Source organism: Thalassospira sp. ABD4_177 (genome assembly GCF_056160125.1).
This window is the reverse complement of the sequence record NZ_JBSWWO010000001.1, coordinates 2278623-2295813: the sequence shown is the minus strand read 5'-3', so window position 1 is coordinate 2295813 and position 17191 is coordinate 2278623. Positions and strand designations below refer to the sequence as shown.

General features: G+C 55.6%; 16 protein-coding genes. 6 read left to right on the top strand and 10 right to left on the bottom strand.

All coding sequences use genetic code 11. The features are described from left to right. Positions 1-27: 27 nt before the first annotated feature. Genes ACXAF0_RS10470 through ACXAF0_RS10460 form a run of 3 tightly spaced genes read left to right on the top strand, consistent with a single transcriptional unit; the run spans position 28 to position 2933 of the window. Entirely contained in the window at positions 28-936 is a 909-nt protein-coding gene (locus ACXAF0_RS10470; protein ID WP_475345807.1) for a carbohydrate ABC transporter permease, read from the top strand. Next, entirely contained in the window at positions 929-1816 is an 888-nt protein-coding gene (locus tag ACXAF0_RS10465) for a carbohydrate ABC transporter permease (protein WP_044826806.1), read from the top strand. Before ACXAF0_RS10470 ends, ACXAF0_RS10465 begins: the two co-directional genes overlap by 8 nt. Positions 1817-1820: 4 nt before the next feature. Then, positions 1821-2933, top strand: coding sequence for an ABC transporter ATP-binding protein (locus tag ACXAF0_RS10460; protein WP_475345806.1), 1113 nt, complete (start codon positions 1821-1823; stop codon positions 2931-2933). Between the two features lie 81 nt (positions 2934-3014). Here the strand turns inward: ACXAF0_RS10460 and ACXAF0_RS10455 are convergent, their stop codons facing one another. The 3 genes from ACXAF0_RS10455 to ACXAF0_RS10445 form a co-directional block, all read right to left on the bottom strand. Continuing rightward, the gene (locus ACXAF0_RS10455) at positions 3015-4514 is read right to left on the bottom strand and encodes a sensor histidine kinase (protein WP_475345805.1); all 1500 of its coding nucleotides are present in this window, start codon (positions 4512-4514) and stop codon (positions 3015-3017) included. Between the two features lie 8 nt (positions 4515-4522). Next, the gene (locus ACXAF0_RS10450; RefSeq protein WP_062954505.1) at positions 4523-5257 is read right to left on the bottom strand and encodes a response regulator; all 735 of its coding nucleotides are present in this window, start codon (positions 5255-5257) and stop codon (positions 4523-4525) included. A gap of 162 nt (positions 5258-5419) precedes the next feature. After that, the gene (locus ACXAF0_RS10445) at positions 5420-7015 is read right to left on the bottom strand and encodes a choice-of-anchor I family protein (RefSeq protein ID WP_475345804.1); all 1596 of its coding nucleotides are present in this window, start codon (positions 7013-7015) and stop codon (positions 5420-5422) included. Positions 7016-7201: 186 nt separating this feature from the next. On the opposite strand from ACXAF0_RS10445, the gene ACXAF0_RS10440 reads away from it, so the two are divergent. The 3 genes from ACXAF0_RS10440 to ACXAF0_RS10430 are packed head-to-tail and all read left to right on the top strand — an operon-like array spanning position 7202 to position 8774. Beyond that, positions 7202-8275 carry an NAD(P)/FAD-dependent oxidoreductase gene (locus tag ACXAF0_RS10440; RefSeq protein WP_475345803.1) on the top strand — a complete coding sequence of 358 codons (1074 nt, stop codon included), beginning with the start codon at positions 7202-7204 and terminating at the stop codon, positions 8273-8275. 23 nt (positions 8276-8298) lie between these two features. Then, the gene (locus ACXAF0_RS10435; protein ID WP_475345802.1) at positions 8299-8493 is read left to right on the top strand and encodes a DUF2256 domain-containing protein; all 195 of its coding nucleotides are present in this window, start codon (positions 8299-8301) and stop codon (positions 8491-8493) included. Then, positions 8490-8774 carry a DUF3253 domain-containing protein gene (locus ACXAF0_RS10430; protein ID WP_475345801.1) on the top strand — a complete coding sequence of 95 codons (285 nt, stop codon included), beginning with the start codon at positions 8490-8492 and terminating at the stop codon, positions 8772-8774. Before ACXAF0_RS10435 ends, ACXAF0_RS10430 begins: the two co-directional genes overlap by 4 nt. A 6-nt stretch (positions 8775-8780) precedes the next feature. On the opposite strand, the gene pgi is transcribed toward ACXAF0_RS10430, so the two are convergent. The 7 genes from pgi to ACXAF0_RS10395 all read right to left on the bottom strand — a co-directional run bounded on the left by pgi (position 8781) and on the right by ACXAF0_RS10395 (position 17006). Further along, entirely contained in the window at positions 8781-10427 is a 1647-nt protein-coding gene (pgi, locus tag ACXAF0_RS10425; protein WP_475345800.1) for a glucose-6-phosphate isomerase, read from the bottom strand. A 146-nt stretch (positions 10428-10573) separates the two neighbouring features. Further along, the gene (locus ACXAF0_RS10420) at positions 10574-11533 is read right to left on the bottom strand and encodes a PfkB family carbohydrate kinase (RefSeq protein ID WP_475345799.1); all 960 of its coding nucleotides are present in this window, start codon (positions 11531-11533) and stop codon (positions 10574-10576) included. 132 nt (positions 11534-11665) lie between these two features. Beyond that, a complete protein-coding gene (locus ACXAF0_RS10415) occupies positions 11666-12265 on the bottom strand; it encodes a tyrosine phosphatase family protein (protein ID WP_475345798.1) in 600 nt (199 codons plus the stop codon). Positions 12266-12388: 123 nt separating this feature from the next. Further along, positions 12389-13360, bottom strand: a complete 972-nt coding sequence (gene speB / locus ACXAF0_RS10410; protein WP_475345797.1) for an agmatinase — start codon at positions 13358-13360, stop codon at positions 12389-12391. Positions 13361-13431: 71 nt separating this feature from the next. Further along, positions 13432-14937, bottom strand: a complete 1506-nt coding sequence (locus ACXAF0_RS10405; RefSeq protein WP_475345796.1) for an aldehyde dehydrogenase — start codon at positions 14935-14937, stop codon at positions 13432-13434. A gap of 96 nt (positions 14938-15033) precedes the next feature. Beyond that, the gene (locus ACXAF0_RS10400) at positions 15034-15582 is read right to left on the bottom strand and encodes a cupin domain-containing protein (protein WP_417829885.1); all 549 of its coding nucleotides are present in this window, start codon (positions 15580-15582) and stop codon (positions 15034-15036) included. Between the two features lie 41 nt (positions 15583-15623). Further along, positions 15624-17006, bottom strand: coding sequence for a glutamine synthetase family protein (locus ACXAF0_RS10395; protein WP_475345795.1), 1383 nt, complete (start codon positions 17004-17006; stop codon positions 15624-15626). Positions 17007-17191 lie beyond the last annotated feature (185 nt).

Sequence of the window (17191 nt, the reverse complement as noted above, 5' to 3'; positions counted from 1 at the left end):
AGTAATTTAACTTTTGAGGCAAAGGTTATGGGGGCTTCTCAAAGCACCGAAAGCAACCTGATGGCCAGCATTCAGCGTCATCTTTCCAAGATCGTTGTTGCGCCGTCCTTTGCTGCGTCCCTGTTTTTTGTCTACGGGTTCATCCTGTGGACCGGCTATATGGCGTTTTCAAAGTCGCGCATGCTTCCCGTCTGGGATTGGGCAGGCCTGCGACAGTATGAACGCCTGTGGCAGATGGAACGCTGGCATGTTGCCATTGAAAACCTGTTGATCTTTGGCGGTCTGTTTATTGTGACTTGCCTGTTCATCGGGTGCCTTCTGGCAGTTCTTCTTGATCAGCGTATTCGCGCCGAAGGTGCGCTTCGCACGATCTTCCTTTATCCGATGGCCCTGTCCTTCATCGTGACAGGTACTGTCTGGAAATGGCTTCTTAATCCGGGCCTTGGCCTTGAAAGCATGATGCATGACTTTGGCTGGACGAGCTTCAAGTTCGACTGGCTGGTCAATTCGGACATGGCGATCTACACCGTTGTGATCGCAGCTGTCTGGCAGGCATCGGGCTTTGTCATGGCAATGTTCCTTGCGGCATTGCGCGGCGTCGATCAGGACATCATTCGCGCAGCCTATATGGACGGTGCCAGCCTGCCCCGTATCTATTTCGGTATCATCATTCCGTCGATCCGCCCGGTCTTCCTGAGTGCGATCGTCGTTCTGGCCCACCTTGCGGTCAAAAGCTTCGACCTTGTCATCGCCCTTACCGGTGGTGGCCCGGGCTATTCATCCGATCTTCCGGCAACCTTCATGTACACGATGGCCTTCCAGCGTAACCAGCTTGGTGTTGGTGCAGCCAGTGCGATGATGATGCTGGCGACCGTTATGGCAATCATCGTGCCGTATCTGTATTCCGAACTGCGCGGAGGCAAGAAAAATGGCTGATATTCAGACCTACAGCCACGACGCAGGCTGGAAACATACCGTTCTGCGCGGGTTGCTATATCTCGTTCTGATCCTGTTTGCGGCCTATTATCTTTTCCCGCTGATCGTCATGATTGCGACCTCGCTGAAGTCGCTCGACGAAATTCGTGAAGGGTCGCTGATTTCGCTGCCGCGTGTGGTGACGTTTGATGCATGGAACTATGCATGGAACGAAGCCTGCGTCGGTGTCGAATGTACCGGGATCAAAATCTATTTCTGGAACTCGGTCAAAATGGCGATCCCCGCCGTTCTGATTTCCACCTTCCTTGGTGCGATCAACGGATATGCCCTGACCAAGTGGCGCTTTAAAGGGGCGAACATCGTCTTTGCCCTGCTGCTGTTTGGCTGCTTCATTCCGTTCCAGGTCGTGCTGCTGCCGATGTCACAGGTTCTTGGCAAGCTGGGTCTTGCAAGCTCCACCCCGGGCCTTGTTCTGGTCCATGTGGTTTATGGCCTGTGCTTCACCACCCTGTTCTTCCGGAACTACTACGTTTCGATCCCGGATGAACTGGTCAAGGCAGCCACCATCGACGGTGCTGGGTTCTTCACCATTTTCTGGCGCATTATCCTGCCGATCTCGACCCCGATCATCGTGGTCTCGGTCATCTGGCAGTTCACCCAGATCTGGAATGACTTCTTGTTCGGCGCGTCGTTTGCCTCTGGCGACAATGCACCGATGACCGTCGCACTCAACAATATCGTCAACACCACGACCGGCGTGAAACAGTACAACGTCGATATGGCGGCAGCATTGCTGACCGGCCTTCCGACGCTGCTGGTTTATGTCCTCGCAGGCAAATACTTCGTCCGCGGCCTGACCGCCGGTTCGGTGAAGGGATAAGCAAATGGCATCACTCACCCTCGATAAAGTTCGCAAGGCATTCGGCCCTGTCGAAGTTCTCAAGGAAATCAATCTGGCAATCGATGATGGCGAGTTTCTCGTCCTTGTCGGTCCGTCGGGTTGCGGTAAATCGACGCTTCTGAACCTGATTGCAGGGCTGGAAAGCTCGACCGACGGGGAAATCCGCATCGGGGATCGCGTTATCAACGACGTGCATCCCAAAGACCGTAACATCGCCATGGTGTTCCAGTCCTATGCGCTGTACCCGAACATGACGGTCCGCAAGAACATCACCTTTGGCCTCGAAATCCGTGGCGTCTCCAATCAGGAACGTGACAAGGCCGTGGCCGAAGTTGCCAAGCTGCTTCAGATTGAGCCGCTTCTGGATCGTAAACCGTCCCAGCTTTCGGGTGGTCAGCGTCAGCGTGTTGCCATGGGCCGTGCGCTTGTGCGTGATCCGGACATCTTCCTGTTTGATGAGCCGCTTTCAAACCTTGATGCGAAACTGCGTGTCGACATGCGTACCGAGATCAAGAAGCTGCATCAGCGTCTTGGCTCGACCATTGTGTATGTCACACACGATCAGATCGAAGCCATGACTCTGGCATCGCGCATCGCGGTGATGAAGGACGGGATCCTGCAGCAGTTCGATACGCCGCAGAATATCTATGAGCGTCCGAACAACATGTTTGTTGCCGGCTTCATTGGCTCACCGTCGATGAACTTCATCAATGCCACACTCAGCGAAGAAAACGGCAAGCTCGCCGTGACTATTCCGCGTGGTGACAATCCGATTGTCCTGCCGCTGTTTGAGGCCCCGGAAAGCTATCATGGCTATGTCGGCAAGGATGTCGTGTTTGGCATTCGCCCCGAAGCCCTGACCCACAAGCGTACCGGTTCGGATGAGCCTGGCAGCCAGTATGTCAATTTCGACAGCAAGGTTGAAGTCATCGAACCGACCGGTGCCGACACCATGACCGTGATCGAAATCGCTGGTAAGGAAATCGTCGCACGTGTCCGTCCGGACCGCGCACCGACACCGGGCGAGAGCATGACGTTCTCGGCCGACATGTCTCAGATCAGTCTGTTTGACCCGGATACCGAGTTGCGGATCTGATCTGATTGGCGGGTGGTTCTGGGGGCCACCCGCCATTCTTCTTTTGGGGCCCTGCCCTTTGCGTCCCTGTCTCTCGTCGAGCTAAACCCGGCGCGGCAGAGACACAATCACTTCCAGACCTTTACCCGGCATATTGCGCAATTCAATGCGCCCGTCATGGGCATCAATCACGGTCTTGACGATCGACAGCCCAAGACCACTGCCCCCGGTACTGCGCGCCCGCGATCCTTCCACACGATAAAACGGCAAAAACACCTTGTCCTGATGTTCAATCGGGATTCCGGGCCCTTCGTCACGAATGGTGACGAGCACATTATCCGCCGTTGCTTCGAGGCTGACATTGGCGCGGTGTCCATATTTCAGGGCATTTTCAATCAGATTGGTGAAAGCGCGCTTTAACGTGCCCGGGCGGCACGACAACCGGATGCTGCGTTTGCCATCAAAGCTATGGGGTTCGTCCCCACCGCCGAACACCGTGTGGACAGAGCTGAACTGTAACGGTTGCGGCCCGGCAAAGCTCACCGGGCGGCCAAGATCGGCGTAATCATCACAGATGGCTTCAAGCACAGAGACAAAATCGACCGTGCGTTCTTCTTCCTTGGCGATCCAGTCACCGAGGAAATCAAGCGCGTCATTGAGAAGACTGTCCATTTCATCAAGATCACGCAGCACGGTCTCGCGCAGTTCATCATTTTCAATGAATTCGGCGCGCAGGCGCAAACGCGTGCTTGGCGTGCGCAGATCGTGCGAAATGGCGGCCAGCATTCGGGTACGATCGCCCAGCATGCGCGAAATGCGTTCACGCAAATCGTTATAGGCCGCGGCCATCGAGCGGGCTTCGGTGGGGCCACGTTCTTCCACGGGTGGCCCGCTGACCTCATCACCGTGATCAATGATCGCCTGCGTCAGACGCTTGAACGGCCCGGCCAGAAGGTCTGCCAGCCCGGCAAAAACCACAAGGACAGCAGCCACTCCCATCAGGAACATCAGGAAGACAAGCGACGGGGATGCATAGTTCGACCAAAGCTCGTCATGGCTGACCAGGATGCGTTTGCCCGATGGCATCAGGATTTCAACTTGTGCCTCAAGCCCCAGCCGGGCGATTTCGCGCGACAGTTCGGCAAAGAACAGGCTCGGATTTTCTGTGGCCTCGATGATGGCACGTTGCTCGGAACTGAGCCGCCCGCGTTCGAAATGCACCTTGACCGAGGTCGGCCAGCCGGTATTGGCCAGGCGTGCTGGCATGGCGATGTGTTGTGCGGGACGGGAAAAAAGCAATAGCGTGCCTAGATCATCGGGCGGCAGAATGCGCATCGTCATCCCGTCACGGGCGGCGATATCGACAATGTTTTCTTCAAATTCCGGGTTTTCAGCGATCCGCACCAACTCGCGGATGGTAAAGCCCAGCGTGTAGGCGCGACCAATGCGCTCGTCGCGTTCGATGACGTAATAGGATGCCATGGCGCTCAGCACGGCAATGATCAACCCGCCCAGCATCATCAGGATAAAGATACGCCCGCCCAGCGTGCGCGGCTTGTAGCGGCGCAGATAATTGCTGAGATTTGCGAACATATCGGCCATGGGTGGCCCTAAAGCGTTTGGGTGTCAGCGCAGAACTGATACCCGATGCCGCGCACTGTCTTGATCAGTTTCGGGTTCTTGGCGTCTTTTTCGATCTTGCGGCGCAGACGGCTGATCTGGATATCAATGCTGCGATCAAACGGAAGCGAGCTTTGACCACGGACAATATCGACAAGCTGCTCGCGCGAGAGCGCCCGCTTGTTGTTCTTGACCAGTGCCAGAAGCAAGGAAAACTCACCGGTCGAAAGGTGTACCGCCACATTATCGGCATCGCGCAATTCGCGTGATCCAATATCAAGCGTCCATTCACCGAAAATGATCTTGTGGGCCGGGGTAACTTCGTTATCAGACGGTGCGACCGTACCGGTTTCAAAACGGCGGAACACGGCACGAATACGTGCGAGCAATTCACGCGGATTGAACGGCTTGGTCAGATAGTCATCTGCGCCCAGTTCAAGGCCGAGAATACGATCGGTATCCTCGCCCACCGCAGTCAGCATGACAATCGGCACCTTGGAGGTACGCCGCACATCGCGGCAAAGGGCAAAGCCGTCCTCGCCCGGCAGCATGATATCAAGAATCACCAGATCGATTTTCCAGTCGCGCAAGGCACGGTGCATTTCATTACCGTCGGAAACGGTGGTGATGCGAAAGCCGTGTTGCAGCAGGAACTTTTTTAAAAGCTTCTGGATTTCCTGATCGTCATCAACGACCAGAATATGTGGTTCACGTCGCGTCGTCAGTGTCCCGAACTCCCCTGATTTTATCGGCCATGTCCCTGACCGTGGCCGGAGTTTAGTCTAATTCGACAACGGTTTGAACCATTTTACCATGTGGTGCCTAAAATCGAAAAAGCCGGGCATTGCCCGGCTTTCCCACATCAAGAAATCTGTCCTGAATGTTGATTACTTCAGGTCGTAAACCTTGGTGCTGCCCGATACTTCGGACGCCACCACCAGCATGGCATTGCCGGTCGGGCTGTCCTTGGCATCAACGAATTGAAGACCTTCGGGCGCCAGTTCACCGGCGGTGTCATGTTCCGGGTTGCCCGAGAAACGGCGATCACTGTGATAGGTCACGAACTGCGGGTTGGTCGGGTTGGTCAGATCATAGACCATGAAACCGCCCTGACGTTCCAGGCCGATAAACGCGTATGGCGTGCCATTGACATAGCCACTGGCGATGCCTTCGGGTTCCGGGCCCTTGTCATCGGAGCGGTTATCGCGGCTGTAGTTTTCGGTATCCGACGAATTGAAGACATTGGCGTAGTTTGCCGCCAGGAGCTGCTCAAACGCATCGCCACTGTCAAAGACCATCTCGCCATCGGCATCAAGCACCGAGAAGGACCGCGCACCGTAGCTATAGATCACATCGACATCACCATCAAAATCGATGTCCCCCTGTGCCGTGGTGGTTTTCAAACGACCAAGATTTTCATCCTTTTGCAGGGTGCTGGCTGTCGGATAGGCCACCGGATCAAGGGTCAGTTTGCCAACGCGGGTTTCCTCGCTATAGCCGTCATAATCGCGGGCATCGCCCTCGTTCGCGATCAGGATCCAGTCCTTGCCATTGATGTTTATCGCATCGATGGTATCAGGCTGATACATGCCCATGACCGGCCAGGTGCGGATATTGATCTTGCCGTCCTTGTCACTGGCGTCAAAGGCATGCACCGAATGATCCTTGAAGCCAAGACCGGCAACGCGTTTGACCGTGGCGGTTTCGATATCAATGATCGCCACTGCATTGTTTTCCTGAAGCGAGACATAGGCGGTTTTGCTGTTCTTGGAGACCGCAATGTATTCCGGCTCCACATCCTGTGCGACGGTTGAGGTTCCCGGGTTCGAAGTGCGCATGCCATAAGGCAACGTACCGCCATTCAGGAAGTTGAAATCAACCGTGCGCACATCAGCGGCCGACAGATCTTCTGCGCCACCGGCCATGGAAATGATCGAAACGGTTCCTTCCGGATCGTTGGTGAAGGCATCGTTCGGCTCACCCTCATTTGCGACCAGCACATATTTGCCATCCGGAGAAAACTTGATCATGTCGGGCAGTGCACCGACGGTGACCGCCGAGATGAAATTGCCTTCGGTATCAAAGAAAATAGCCTGACCCGGTGCCTGCTTGTCAGCGTTTTCAACAGCAACCGCGACAACACCGTTCATGACGGCGACACTGTTGGCACCCTTGCCCCAGCTCGACAGATCCATCGCGCCAATTTTGGTGAGCTCGGACGGGTTGGACATATCAAGAATGTCGATCACCTTGTCCGCACCGTTCACAACGAAAATGCGCTTCGACACCGGATCGAATGCCGGAATTTCTGCGGCACTTTCATCCAGCATCCCGGTGCGATATTCGCCCATCGGCACAATCGTGATCGGATGTGCGCCGGCATTGACCACATCGCCCGACATCATGGTGTTTTCAGAAGATGAGCCGGCACAGGCACTCAGAAGCAAAGAAACAGCAGCCGTCGCCATCAGTGAAGAACGCATCTTTTCCCCCTTGGAATAACCGTCAACAAAGCCAGCAGCTTGATGATTTGCTGTAACGGTTTGATGACCCGTCGGTTACAGTTTCATAAATTTCTTGTGGCAAGGACTGCTCCAATAGCGCGGTTTTCCCGTATCGAGATGACAACACAAAAACACCACGGGTGGTTAGCGAACAGGAGTATCCCGATGCCAAGCATGTCGAACGTCAATATTGCCGTCATTGGGGCGGGCATGGCCGGGCTAAAGGCCGCAAGCTCCTTGCATCGCATCCGCATGAACGTAACCGTTTTTGAGAAAAGCCGCGGGCTTGGCGGGCGCCTGGCATCGCGGCGGACCGAGTTCGGTCATTTCAACCATGGTGCGCAATATGTCACTGCGCGCGATCCAGGCTTTAACGCGTTCCTTCAGGAAGCAACCGAATTCAACGCCGCCCAGAACTGGTCGCCCAACCTGCATCGTGGCGTGAGTGCCGAAACGGACCGCACCGACGGCACCGCCGCCACAGGAACAAATGATGCGCTTTCGCCCATTACCCGTCATGTCGGCAACCTTGCCGAGGAGCAATGGTATCAGGGTGCGCCGCAGATGAACAAACTGATCCGCCCCTTGGTGGACAGCTTTCCGATCCAGAAGCAATACCGCATCGTTGGCATAGAGCCGGTCAATCAGCGCAGCTTCATGCTTCATGATGACTTGGATGGGGTATATGGACCTTTCGACGGTGTCATTGTGACGGCCCCGGCACCGCAGGCCGCAGAACTGCTTCGTCCACTCGCCCCGCGTTATGGTCCGATTGACGAGGTGGTTATGGCACCTTGCTGGGCCGTGATGGCCGCGTTCGAAAAGCCGCTTCCGACCGGATTTGATGCGATGCTTTATCCAAGTCGCGAAATCAGCTGGGCGGCACGCAGCACGCAAAGCAACGACATGTTCCACCGTCGCACTCCCGATCCATGGGTCCTGCATGCCAGCCCGGAATGGTCACGCGCCCATCTTGAAGATGACAAGGAACGCGTGATTGAAAAACTGCTCGACGCGCTGCGCAATGTCAGTGGCGCCGAACTGCCCGAACTGCATTCGGTGCAAGCACACCGTTGGCGTTATGCCCGAACGGAAGTCCCGCTGGGCATGAGCCACCTTAATGGCATGAATGGCCGCGTGATTGCCGCCGGTGACTGGTGCCTTGGTGCGCGGGTCGAGGCGGCCTGGCGCAGCGGGCGAACTGCCGCCCATTCGATGATCGAAACCCTGCTTGGATAAACCAAAAACCTGATCGCACTGATATGCCGAAAAATGCCAACGGACAGAACCGTGGCAAAGCCCATCTGCCACAGAAAACCTGCGTGACATGTGCGCGCCCGTTTAGCTGGCGACGCAAATGGAAGGACTGCTGGGACGCGGTTCAGTATTGCTCCGAGCGGTGCCGTCGCCAGCGCAAGCAGGCCGCAAAACCCGCCACACAAGGCCATGCGTCATGATGTTTGATCAGCTCGATGAAGATCAGCCAACCTTTGCCATTCTGCGCCAGCGGGTGATTGATATGGCAGCACAGCGCGGCGTGGAGAAAACCATCTGCCCATCCGAAGTCGCCAAATCATTCGGGTCTTATTGGCGTGATCTGATGCCGCGCGTGCATCAGGTGGCCGATCAATTGTGTGCCGAGGGCAGGCTGACATTTGAAAAGGGCGGCGTCAGCTATGGCCAACACCGCCCTTCGGGTCATTATCGATTGCGCGTCGTCCCGGAAAAGGACGACTGAGAAACCCTAGCCGCGCAAACCTTGCAGACGTTTGATCAGGCCTGCGGTGGATGCATCGCGCGATCCTGCGTCTTCTTTGCCCTCGACCATCGGCAGCAGTTCCTTGGCAAGCTGTTTACCAAGCTCTACCCCCCACTGGTCATAGGAATTGACGTTCCAGATGATGCCTTGAACAAAGATCTTGTGTTCATACATCGCAACCAGTCGGCCAAGGGTGAAGGGATCAAGCTGCTTATAGAGGATCATGGTGCTGGGCTTGTTGCCATCAAACACCTTTTGCGGCGCCAGCACATCGATCTCGGCCGGGCTCAGATCACTGCCCGCAAGTTCTTCGCGCACTTCGGCCTCGGTCTTGCCGCGCATCAATGCTTCGGCCTGTGCCAGGCAGTTTGAGACCAGCTTGTCATGATGGTTTGCCAGCGGATGAAGGGGATTGGCAGCGACGATGAAATCAACCGGGATCAGTTCGGTGCCCTGATGGATAAGCTGATAAAAGGCATGCTGGCCGTTTGTGCCGGGCTCCCCCCAGATGATCGGGCCGGTTTCATAGGCAATCGGTTTGCCATCGCGGGTGACAGACTTGCCATTGCTCTCCATATCGGCCTGCTGCAGATAGGCCGGCAGGCGCGAGAGATGCTGATCATAAGGCAGGATCGCCTGGCTGGATGCGCCCAGTACATTGCGATACCAAACCCCGATCAGACCCAGGATCATCGGAATGTTGGTTTCAACCGGTGCGGTTTTAAAGTGGTTATCCATCGACTGCGCGCCGCGCAGCAATTCTTCGAACTTCTCGTACCCGACGGCAAGAATGATCGGCAGACCAATCGCGGACCACAGGCTGTAACGCCCGCCGACCCAATCCCAGAAACCAAATGCATTGTCGGTATCAATGCCAAATGCCGCGACCTTGTCCAGTGCGGTTGAAACAGCAACAAAGTGCTTTGCGACCGCAGCTTCGTTTTTCAGCATACCGACAAGCCAATCGCGCGCAGAATAGGCGTTGGTCAACGTTTCATCGGTGGTGAAAGTTTTGGACGCGATGATGAAAAGTGTCGTTTCCGCATCAAGGAATTTCAGCGTATCGACAATATGCGCGCCATCAACGTTGGAGACGAAATGGCAGCGAATGCCATCAATGTGGTATGGGCGCAGCGCCTCGTTGACCATCACCGGGCCAAGGTCAGACCCGCCAATACCGATATTGACGACATCGGTGATTTTCTTACCCGTATGGCCCTTCCATTCGCCGGAATGCACCCGTGCGGCAAAGTCTTTGAGGCGGCCAAGCACGTCTTTGACCGCAGGCATGACGTCTTCGCCATCGACCGCGACCGGGCCTCCATCGAGGTTCCGCAGGGCTGTATGCAGAACCGCCCGGTTTTCGGTGACGTTGATCTTGTCGCCGGCAAACATCCGGTCGCGCCAGCCTTCGACATTGGCGGCCTTGGCAAGATCCACCAGGGCCGTCATGACGTCGTCGGTGATCAAGTTTTTGGAATAATCGACAAACAGGTCATTGAGGGCCGCGCTATAGCGTTCAAACCGCGCAGGATCGTCGGCAAAGGCCTGACGCAGATTGAGTTTTTCGGAAACTTCCGCGCCCAGTTGATCGAGTTTTTCCCAGCTTGCGGTCATTTTATCAGCAGACATACCACTCTCGGCCCATTCAAATTCATTCATCACAATGCAGTGCTGTGGCGAAAAGCCTAGCACGCGCTTCAAACCATGTGTGGGACAGTTTGCAGAATGTCGCGGCTATGGGGTCCTGATACCGCGACATTCCTATTCCTAGCGACTTAGCGCGCCGAAAGAAAGTCTTCGACTTCTTTTTCGGTCGGGAGCGCGTTGATCGCACCGCGCTTGGTTGCCGTGATCGCACCGACCGCATTGGCAAAGCGACATGCCGCTGCAAGATTTTCCTCGGAACCAAGAAGTTCCGGATCTTTTAGCAGGCGCGACAGGAAGCCGGCCGTACAACCATCCCCTGCCCCGGTCGCATCGACCGCGGTGATTTCAAAGGACGGCACAAAGCCATCAAATTCCGGGGTGATATAGCGCGATCCCTTGGGACCATAGGTCACGATCATCGCGCGCCACTGATCACACCACAGATCCTTAATACCCGCTTCAAGGTCGTTCTTGCCAGAGACAAAGGTGATTTCCTCGTCCGACATCTTGACGACATCGGCCAGACTGATCGCCAGACGCAGGATTTCACGGGCCTTTTCCTCGCTTGGCCACAACGGTAGGCGCAGGTTCGGGTCACACGAAATGATCGCCCCGTTTTCGCGCGCGATCTTGATCGCCTCAAGCGTTGCGGCGCGCGGATCATCATCGATCATGCAAAGCGTTCCATAATGGAACAGATCTGTTGATTTCAGCATGTCCTGATCAAGATCAGCAATGCTGAGCAACATGTCGGCCGACGGGCTGCGATAGAAAGAAAATTCACGTTCGCCATCAGCGCGCAGCGAAACAAAGGCAAGCCCGGTCAATGCTTCCTTGGTAAGCACAATGCCCGATGTATCGACATTATCGGCCTTAAGGGTATCGACCAGAAAATGGCCAAAGGCATCATCGCCGAGTTTGCCGATAAAGCCGGTTTCAATTCCAAGACGCTGCAGGCCCACAGCCGCATTTCCCGGCGCACCACCGGCGGCCTTGGCAAAGGCCGGGGCATCGGCAAGACCGGTTCCGGTCACCGTCGGAACAAAATCAATCAGCAGTTCCCCAAGACAAACAGCTTTGGCTGTCATGACGTTTCTCCGTTCGGAAAGTCCGCAAATTGGCGGACTGATATTGTGTGGTCTGTGGGACCCACCGCCTTTTAAATCGATTCAATTGCGCACGCAAACCAAAACCCGATCAATCTGTGCACGCACGAACCATCATGCGCTTTGTTTGCCAAGCGCACGGCCAAATTCGATCTCGCGCACGCGTTCCAGTTCCGTCATCCAGCGTTCGAACATCGCATCACGTTCCAATTGCAGCGCATAGTGACGTTGCAGGGCAGCCGTCAGACGGCCTTCACGGCCGAGAAGCTCATCGGCATAGGCGATCATGACCGAGTTCGGCCAGGCAATCGCGCGCATTTCACGGATGGTGGTGAAAATGCTGTCTTCATCACGGTCCGGCTCGCACTGCGCCATCAGGGTGATCATCGCCGCGGTCGAGCGTGACACACCCATATGACAATGCACCAGCAAATGGCCATCACGGCGGTCCGCACGGCTTTCGATCAGGGTTTCGCCGTAAGCAAGGATGCCTTCGACATCGGCCTTGGTCGGGGCCGGACGGCCTTCCTTGTCTTCGATCACGTCATGAAAGCGCAAAATTGTGCGTTCATGCGGGGCATAATTGCCAAAGATGGCCGGGTCTTCGCGTTCGGGATCAAGCACAGACAGGACATGGGTGACACCATGGCTGCGATGGGTGGGCAGCTCGTCGATGCCACAGATGGTCAGGCGCGAAATTGCGATTGGTTTCATTCTCTTGGTTTCCTGTCTTCGTTTCTTTTTTCTGGCGGTATCAAAGCACAGGAAAATGAAAAAACAAGGGCCGGTATCGTTAAATGATACCAGCCCCAAAGAGTTTCGATCTGAAATCGCAGATTACTTTGCGCGGTTAACCGCATAAATGTTCAGCATTTCCCACGCCATGGTCGCACCGGCAAGCGATGTGATGTCCGAAACATCATAGGGCGGGGAAACTTCAACCACGTCACTGCCGATCAGGTTCACATGCCCTGCCAGACCGCGCAGGATCGAGACTGCCTGATGGCTGGTCAAGCCACCCAGAACCGGCGTGCCGGTGCCCGGCGCATAGCACGGATCAAGGCCATCGATGTCAAAGGTGATGTAGGCCGGGTTGTCACCCACGGTGGCCTTGATCTTTTCAACGATGGCATCAATCGACATCGACTGAACATCCGGGCCATACAGGATATTGAACCCGTGGGTGGATTCATTGTGGGTACGAATGCCGACCTGAATGGATTTCGACGGATTGACGATACCCTTTTTGGCGGCATGCCAGAACATGGTGCCGTGATCAATACGATCACCGTCATCTTCCCAGGTATCGGAATGAGCATCAAACTGGATGAGCGAAATGCCATCGCCGTACTTTTCGGCATGCGCCTTCAGGATCGGGTAGGTGATGAAGTGATCACCGCCAATGGTCAGCATTTTCGCACCGGATTGAACGATATCACGTGCGTGATCCTCGATCATTTCCGGCAGCTTTTCCGGATGGCCCGGATCAATGACCATGTCGCCATAATCAATCACGGCCATTTCGGCAAAGATATCGCGACCGGACGGGAAATGTGGCGCCCATGCAAGGTTAGTCGATGCACGACGCACACCCTGCGGGCCAAGGCGCGTGCCCGGGCGGCTTGAAGTCGCAAGATCATAGGGAATGCCGGTCACCGCAACATCGATCCCGTTCAGATCACGGGAATAGCGGCGACGCATAAACGACAGCGCACCGGAATACATCGGCTCGCTGGTGTTCTGATGCACGGATTTTGCCGTAAAGGCGTTATCACCACCCTTGGTGTCAATGACCCCGGTGCTGCTCATGTCGTAATCCTTCCCAATTCCTTGTCCCGTTCCCGGACGCTGCCCATCAGCAGTCAACAGGAAGCGGCCCCTCAACCGTTGCCAAGGGCAATCCAGGTTGATTTGACTTCACAATATTTATCGAGCGCATGCAAGGAACGGTCACGTCCGGTGCCGGACTGTTTATAACCGCCAAACGGCATGGTGATCGATCCACCGTCCCAGCAATTGACCCAAACAAGACCCGAACGCAGTTTCTTTGCGGTCAGATGTGCCTTGTTGATGTCGCTCGTCCAGACGGCGGCTGCCAGACCATATGGCGTATCATTTGCGGTCTGAACAGCTTCTTTCCAGTCCTTGACCGAAATAACCGACAGTACCGGGCCAAAGATTTCTTCCTTGGCGATCGTCATGTCATTCTTGATGCCATCAAAGACGGTCGGCTCGACATAATAGCCACCAGATTCGGTACGAACCCGCTTACCACCGGTGCGCAGAACGCCGCCTTCGCTGGAGCCTTTTTCGATATAGCCCAGAACACGGTTCATCTGGTTTTCATCAACAATCGCGCCCATCTGGCTTTGCGGATCCAGCGGATCGCCCGGCTGCATCTTCGCGCCAGCCGCGATGACTTTCTCGATGAATTCGTCCTTGATGCTTTCTTCAACAATCAGGCGCGAACCGGCCGTGCAGACCTCACCCTGGTTATAGAAGATACCGCCCGCAGCAGCCGCTGCCGCCGCATCCATATCCGGGCAATCGGCCAGAACGATATTCGGGCTTTTACCACCGCATTCAAGCCAGACGCGCTTCATGTTCGACTGACCGGAATATTGCAGGAACAGCTTGCCGACTTCGCCGGACCCGGTGAATGTTACGCAATCAACATCTTCATGCAGACCAAGCGCCTTGCCCGCCGTCGGGCCAAAGCCCGGAAGAACGTTCAAAACACCTTCCGGAAGGCCAGCTTCGACCGCGATTTCGGCGACACGAAGGGCAGTCAGCGGCGATTGTTCGGCCGGTTTGAGGATGATCGAGTTGCCCATTGCCAAGGCCGGACCCAGTTTCCAGACCGCCATCATCAGCGGGAAGTTCCATGGCACAACAGCCGCAACCACACCCAGCGGTTCACGGGTGATCATGCCGATTTCATTGGCACCAGCCGGGGAAATTTCGTCATAGATCTTGTCGATCGCCTCGGCGTACCAGCGGATGCATTTGTAAGACAGCGGAATGTCATCGCGCGCAGCAAGCGTGATCGGCTTGCCCATATCAAGGCTTTCAAGCAGGGCCAGTTCAGCCGCGTTCTTTTCCAGCAGATCAGCGAAATGCATCAGGATCGCCTTGCGTTTTGCGGGGGCGGCTTCCGACCAGCTGCCTTCTTCAAACACGGCACGTGCAGACGCCACCGCACGATTGACGTCTTCGACGTCGCATTCGGCAACCTTGGTCAAAACCGATCCGTCACGCGGGCTGATGCAATCAAATGTCTTGCCCGAGGCCGCATCAACATAGGCGCCGTTGATGAAGGCCTTGTTACGGAAATCAAGCGCTTTGGCCTGTGCACTCAGCTGTTCAAAATTCATCTGATTGGTCATCGCAAGTCTCCTGACGGATGGCGCGTTTGGCTATTTTTCAAGGTTGATCGTTACATGCAGGCACCCAACCGGGCACCATAGCCGCATGATCTGTCATCAATATGACGGAGGCGTCGCAGCACTGACGACTTCGCATTCTCCGTCACCGACATTTCGAAAGCGGTGTGGAATTTCGGCATTGAAGTAATAGGCATCACCGGGACCAAGAACCTTGACCCGCTCACCGACGGTGACTTCAAGCTTGCCACGGACAACGACACCGGCTTCTTCGCCCTTCTGGACGATCAGATTTTCACCGGTATCCCCGCCCGCCGGATAGGTTTCATGAAGCACGCGCAGTTTTCGGTCCTTACGCGACGCCCCGACAAGACGCATCGACATCGTCCCGTCTGACAATTCAACAAGGTCTTCTTTCCTGAAAAAGATTTCTTCACCGGTATCGAGATCAATGGTGAAGAAATCAATCAAGCTCATGGGAATGCCAGCCAGCACCTTGGCCAAACTGTCAACAGACGGGCTGACCCGGTTCTGTTCGATCGTCGAGATCGTGCTGTTTGTCACACCGGCACGGCGTGCCAGTTCACGCTGCGACAGCCCGTACATGCTGCGCACCGCCTTCAGACGATCCCCTACCTTTTGCGACATTCCCGTCTTTTCCCTGTTGAACTTATTCTTGTTTTGTTTGGTTAGACCGCGTCGAGATACCAGCGATATTCAAGCTGGGTCACCTCGGCGAAGAATTCGTCATATTCGGCGCGTCGGCAGATATCAAAGACCTCGACAAAGCGTTCGCCGAGATAGTCCTTGACGATATCGCCGTCGACAAACCGGTCGAGGGCCGAAATCATGCTGCGCGGAACTATCTTGCCGCCATGCTGTTCATAGCCGTTGCCAACAGTCGGCTCGCCCGGATCAAGCTTGTTCTTAAGCCCGTGATGCATCCCGGCCAATACACATGCCAGCACCAGATACGGGTTGGCATCGGCCCCCGACACACGGTGTTCAACACGCGCGGCCTTCGGGCTGCCTGCCGGAATACGAAGGGCAACCGTACGGTTATTCAGCCCCCAGTTCGGCGACATCGGCGCATAGGCCTTGTTCTGGAACCGGCGGAAGGAGTTCGGGTTGGGCGCAAAGATCGCCATGCTTTCAAACATGCTTTCCTGCAGGCCGCCAATCGCAAAGCGCAGATTGTCCGAGACTTCCTCGTCACCGACCGGGGACAGAACGTTGTTATCGTCCTCGTCACGCAGCGACACATGAATATGCAGGCCATTGCCCGCCTGATCGGAATAAGGCTTGGCCATAAAGGTCGCGGTTACCCCGTGATCCCAGGCAATCCCCTTGACCACGCGTTTGAGCTGCATGGCGTGATCAGCAGCCAACATCGGATCGGTCACGTGACCAAGATTGATTTCAAACTGCCCCGGGCCGGCTTCGGCAACAATGGTATCGGCCGGAATGCCCTGACGGTTGAGTTCCGCTACCGCGTCATGCAGGACTTTTTCAAAATCCTCGATCTGTTGCAGGCCATAAACCTGCACACCATCGGATGCAATCCCGCCGCCAAGCGGCTGCGGCGGCAGCGGTTCGGCAGTTTTTTCGTTCTGATCGGCGAGATAGAATTCAAGTTCAAGCGCAACAGTCGGATAGAAACCGTCAGCCGCCATGCGGTCCACAACACCCTGCAAGACATTGCGCGGATCGGCAAAGAACCGGCTGCCATCAAGGTTATGCAGGCTCATCATCACCTGGGCCAGCGGCAACTCACCATACGGTACACGGCACAGGGTCCCCGGGATCGGTTTTGCCAGATTGTCCTGGTCACCGCTCGACCAAAGAAGACCCGTACCTTCGGGGTTGTCACCGGTAATATCGACCAGGCACATGGAGCCCGGCAGGGTTACACCCTCGGTAAAGCTTTTAAGGAATTTCTGTTTGCTGATTCGCTTGCCGCGAAACACGCCGTTAATGTCGGGAATGAGCAACTCAACAAGTTCGACATCCGGATTTTCTTCAAAGAAACGTTGGGCATCTGCCCTACTGTCTTCGACGAACGACTTGTTCATCGTCTTATACTCCCAGAAAAGGCCTGTTCTTAATCGTTTGGCATCGTGCCGCGCCGAAATGCCCCGGTCAAGCCCCTTCGTTCGATATATCGTGCAAATCGTGCAATGCACAATTTTTCTAGCTTACAGCAAACCATCGGACCTGAATGCGCTATATCAACCGGTGGATAACAAAAACCCGCCTT